The sequence below is a fragment of the Desulfobacterium sp. N47 genome (assembly GCF_051233685.1).
Lineage (GTDB): Bacteria > Desulfobacterota > Desulfobacteria > Desulfobacterales > RPRI01 > RPRI01.
Genome location: NZ_JBAMMY010000202.1, coordinates 1 through 3,930, shown reverse-complemented (window position 1 = coordinate 3,930; position 3,930 = coordinate 1). Strand labels below are relative to the sequence as shown.

The 3,930-nt window shown below is 43.4% G+C and carries 9 protein-coding genes; 1 reads left to right on the top strand and 8 read right to left on the bottom strand.

What is annotated here, in order from left to right; all coding sequences use genetic code 11:
* Positions 1–214: 214 nt before the first annotated feature.
* From VXK47_RS13165 to VXK47_RS13130, 8 genes are all read right to left on the bottom strand, one after another.
* Entirely contained in the window at positions 215–442 is a 228-nt protein-coding gene (locus VXK47_RS13165; RefSeq protein WP_435549243.1) for a type II toxin-antitoxin system MqsA family antitoxin, read from the bottom strand.
* A gap of 8 nt (positions 443–450) precedes the next feature.
* The gene (locus VXK47_RS13160) at positions 451–732 is read right to left on the bottom strand and encodes a DUF4258 domain-containing protein (RefSeq protein ID WP_435549242.1); all 282 of its coding nucleotides are present in this window, start codon (positions 730–732) and stop codon (positions 451–453) included.
* Between the two features lie 154 nt (positions 733–886).
* Positions 887–1,657, bottom strand: coding sequence for a S1C family serine protease (locus VXK47_RS13155; protein WP_435549244.1), 771 nt, complete (start codon positions 1,655–1,657; stop codon positions 887–889).
* Positions 1,657–1,926: a hypothetical protein gene (locus VXK47_RS13150; RefSeq protein WP_435549241.1), complete on the bottom strand. Its 270-nt coding sequence runs from the start codon at positions 1,924–1,926 to the stop codon at positions 1,657–1,659. Before VXK47_RS13150 ends, VXK47_RS13155 begins: the two co-directional genes overlap by 1 nt.
* Before the next feature lie 153 nt (positions 1,927–2,079).
* The gene (locus VXK47_RS13145; RefSeq protein ID WP_435549240.1) at positions 2,080–2,259 is read right to left on the bottom strand and encodes a hypothetical protein; all 180 of its coding nucleotides are present in this window, start codon (positions 2,257–2,259) and stop codon (positions 2,080–2,082) included.
* Positions 2,246–2,740: a PIN domain-containing protein gene (locus VXK47_RS13140; protein WP_435549239.1), complete on the bottom strand. Its 495-nt coding sequence runs from the start codon at positions 2,738–2,740 to the stop codon at positions 2,246–2,248. The genes VXK47_RS13145 and VXK47_RS13140 overlap by 14 nt, the downstream gene beginning before the upstream one ends.
* Positions 2,741–2,878: 138 nt before the next feature.
* Positions 2,879–3,220 (bottom strand): helix-turn-helix transcriptional regulator, encoded by a 342-nt coding sequence (locus tag VXK47_RS13135; protein ID WP_435549238.1) that lies wholly within the window; start codon positions 3,218–3,220, stop codon positions 2,879–2,881.
* An 11-nt stretch (positions 3,221–3,231) separates the two neighbouring features.
* The gene (locus tag VXK47_RS13130; RefSeq protein ID WP_435549237.1) at positions 3,232–3,510 is read right to left on the bottom strand and encodes a type II toxin-antitoxin system RelE/ParE family toxin; all 279 of its coding nucleotides are present in this window, start codon (positions 3,508–3,510) and stop codon (positions 3,232–3,234) included.
* A gap of 196 nt (positions 3,511–3,706) precedes the next feature.
* On the opposite strand from VXK47_RS13130, the gene VXK47_RS13125 reads away from it, so the two are divergent.
* The coding region (locus VXK47_RS13125) for a hypothetical protein (protein ID WP_435549236.1) at positions 3,707–3,930 on the top strand (224 nt) is incomplete at its 3' end.

Sequence of the window (3,930 nt, the reverse complement as noted above, 5' to 3'; positions counted from 1 at the left end):
ATATGGATTCCAGCCTTTAGTACTGTCTAAAATATAAAAACAGCAAGGAGCATCCCAAGAAGTATAAATATTATAGGACTGTTGTGCATCTTATTTTGCTGCATATCTCTCATCTTTTAATTTAATGCTCAAGATAACGCTATGGTCAGCCGCCGAATTTACGAGGTCGGCTGGACCAAATTGTTCGCACATCGTGATGTTAAAGGATAATGATCTAACCGAAAGCAGCTACTGGTACAGATCGCTCTTTTGCAAAACTTTGGCGGTGCAATTTGATGCGTTCAATCTCGTGCAATGTCTCAGATGTTAGATAGCTTTCCCCACAATGAGAGCAGGTGACCACAGGGACATTCTCTATAATAAGCAAATCCGAGCCCTTACCATAACTTCGGGTCACATGACGAACTTGAGCATCTTCTTGTCCACAAATATCACAAATCATTTTTCACCTCATATTTTGTATACAGTGATAATCACTAATTTGCCAGTAATACTCAATTTACCAATCACAACCGCCATGCCGGCTGAAATGGTTCCACCTTCAACAAGGTATTTCCACTCTTTTGTATTTTGGTCTTTTTGTCGTTCAACGATTTTACCTGTAAGAACAACGCGTTCGATGTCAAAAATGGACAGATTGTCATCAGCCATTTCTTCTTCCGCATGAAGGGTCATTACGTACTGTCGGGTACGAATTCTTTCCCGCATTTGCTTTAAAATGCGATCATACATGTCATCCTCTCGGCAGATTTATATGTCTTTCAATCATACCATAAAATTCATCGTTTGTGATAGAGGGTGCGAACGCTCCGCATAACCGGCTGGCAATGGAGCGCAGCGGAATTGCCAGCCCGAGTTGACGCGGTTGTTAGGCGACTTAATGGCATTAATTGACAATCTCAAAATCAAGAATCCGAAACTCAACCGCAGAGTCTCTCCACTTCGTCAATACTCCAATGCTTTCGTGTACACGGCTGGTTACCCTTTTCGCGAGACCGGCCGGAATCAGGCCGTTAAACCTAACAACATCCACATCCAATGGGATACCCTGCGCATCTCGGAAGACAAGGAGACAATAGACATTCTTGACAGGTTCCCTCAGTTGGTTTCGCAGCGAGAAGGAATAAGCGCCTGAAAACTGGTCCCCTGGGAGATCCCACGCAAGCCGCCCTCCGACAACGCCTTCCGAGCTTCGCCCGCCCAAGTCCGCTAAAATCGATCGTCGAGCCTTCGTCGGCTTGGCCTGTACCAATGGCTTTGCAGTCCCAGCCTTTCCAAGTAACGCCTTCAAATAGTTTGACGGTATTGCGAAATTTAGGTTCTGGCCACCTCTAAAAGTCGCTACGGAAACGCCGATTACTTCCCCCTTGCCGTTCAGCACCGGACCACCACTGCTACCGGGGGATATGGGGGCGGTAATCTGCAGAAGCTTGTCGGTTCCAACCTCTCGGATGCTGCTGACGATGCCCTGTGAAAAAGTGCCTTCCAAACCCTGAGGATTTCCAACGGCATAAACTATTTCCCCGACCTGAACGAATTCACTATTGCCAAGGGCAACTGCTCCTGCACGAGCACCAGAAATTTTGAGAACCACAAGATCCCGTTCGGGGTCTACGGCGGTAATGCCTTCGATGTCGTATTTTGTTTTCTGACCAATTATTTTTGCGTATCCTCTTGCGGCACCCTCGACAACATGTAGACGGCGATGAAGCGTTTAAAGGTCTCATTGTCAAGATCACGCAGCCCACGGTCAACGCCTGTCATCAGTTGCCCTTTTGACGCTCCGCCTCCTGCTCTCTGCTCAAGGTGTGATATAGATGCCAGATCAAAGCCGGCAAGTCCGACAATTTCCTTTATGTCGTAAAACGAAAAGTTGTTTTGCAGAGTTGCTCTAAGAGCATTCCATGCTTCGTCTATATTTTTCATTTTGCCCTTTCGACTATTGCGCCTAACGCGGGGCCTAAGCGGCGGGTGGGTTAGAATATCTGAAGATCAATGAACACATGCGTTGGTTACTTCAAAAAGCTTTGAAAAGCCGCGGCATCCAGCCCGTCCGTCTTCAGGCCATGGTTATGCAATTTATTCAATCTGATTTGCTTTATATTTTGTCTGCCACTCCTTAAACTTTCTTAGAGCATCCTTGTTCATTTCTTCAACGGATTTTTTGCTCAATTCCTTATGTAGTTTATGCCTTATTTCATGAAGTTCCCATAGCATATGATCCTCGTTTCTATCATAACTGTTTTTATATGTTTCCATATTTTGATCCTCCGAATATTTCCAGCGATCCGATTTCAATGGCTGCATAGTTATGTTTTTTATTAATTTCATGTACTTTTCTTATTGGATTTATGCTTACAATATGTTTGAAATTCCATGAAGCCAACGCCTCAAGATCATTTATAGAAGCTATTGCGATATGAGATGCGTCTTGAGGCTCCGACTTTGGAATTGCCCCTCTATTCATGTACTCATCTGATAGCTCTTTTGCCTTTTCAGAGAAAGAAAGAATTTTCATTTTATATCGCACAATCAGCTCGCTTATACCCTTCTTTTTCGTCTCATTTGTTAGCTTTTCGATTTCTTCAACGGTTATCACTGAAACGTACAGCTCATATGATAATGCCTCGTTTTCAAACCATTTTTGGGTAATCAACTGTCTCACCGGTTTAGATGTGTCAAAGTATGCACTCGGAACCGATGTGTCGAGATACAATTTGATTTTACTTTTTTTGGGCATCGCTCATTAACCTCGCTTTACTCGACACCATAACACGGAGCTGAGGGGCCGGGAAGGGGCTGCCCGAAACGGATAAATAAACACGAAGCTTTTGATGAACATGGCAGTGGAAAAAGCCCCTGCATTTCCCGGTCCCACTCAAGCGTTTTGTTCGCTGTTAAGCGGTGAATTATGATGATGGAGCATGTTTTTAGGGAATGGTTTTACCTTTTTCCATTCCTGTGATTCCGTCTCTGCTTGCCATAAATCATAGTTTTTCTGTAAATTAAGCCAAAAGTCTGGTGTAGTGTCGAAGGCGCGAGATAATCGCAAAGCCATATCAGGCGTTATCGTGCCTCTTTCATTTATAATTTTGGATAAGGTCTTCCTTGAAACACCAAGAGTCGCAGCCATATCCTTAATTGTAGCGGATAGGGGCAAAAGGTAATCTTCTTTTATTATATTGCCCGGATGTGTCGGGCGCCTTGTCATTTTTTTCATTGTTTGTCCCCCTAATGGTAATCATCGTAATCGACAATATAGGCGTCGCCGTCAATAAATTGAAAAAATACGCGCCAATTGCCGGATACTTTTACAGCATGAAAACCCTTTTTGTCGCCGCTCAAATGGTGGAGGAAAGAACCAGGGTAATTCATATCCTTTATTTCACTTGCGGCATTAAGACGATCAAGGATTCGTTCGAGCCTGTTAGAATGCTCAGGCTTAATTCCCCTCTTGCTCCCAGTGTAAAAAAATTCCTCCAACCCTTTATGTTTAAATGATTTTATCATAGCATGCTAAATGTAACTCAAAGGGTTACGATTGTCAATGTTTTGTATACGGCGAACGCTCCGCATAACCGGTTGGTAAAAGTTGCATAGCGAAGCGGCGCAGCTTTTACCAATCCGTGTTCATGCTGTTGTTGGGCGTCGTTTATAATTCGTGTTTGACCGACAAATGGTAATCGATTGAATTTGAAGATAAATATTGAATAAAAGTAAAACGAAGATTTTTCAGAAAGATGCATTTTATACTTGCATTCCTGACTCATTAATGGTAGTTATTTACTTGAGTAAACATCCTCCGGCAAAGCCGGAGGCTTTACGATTGCTGGCCCCTCAAAGGGGCCTGATCACAATCGAAAAACAAAAACCATCATATCAAGTTTCTTGTAACACCTGCCATTTTAGCAGTGATTTTTATCGGGAATC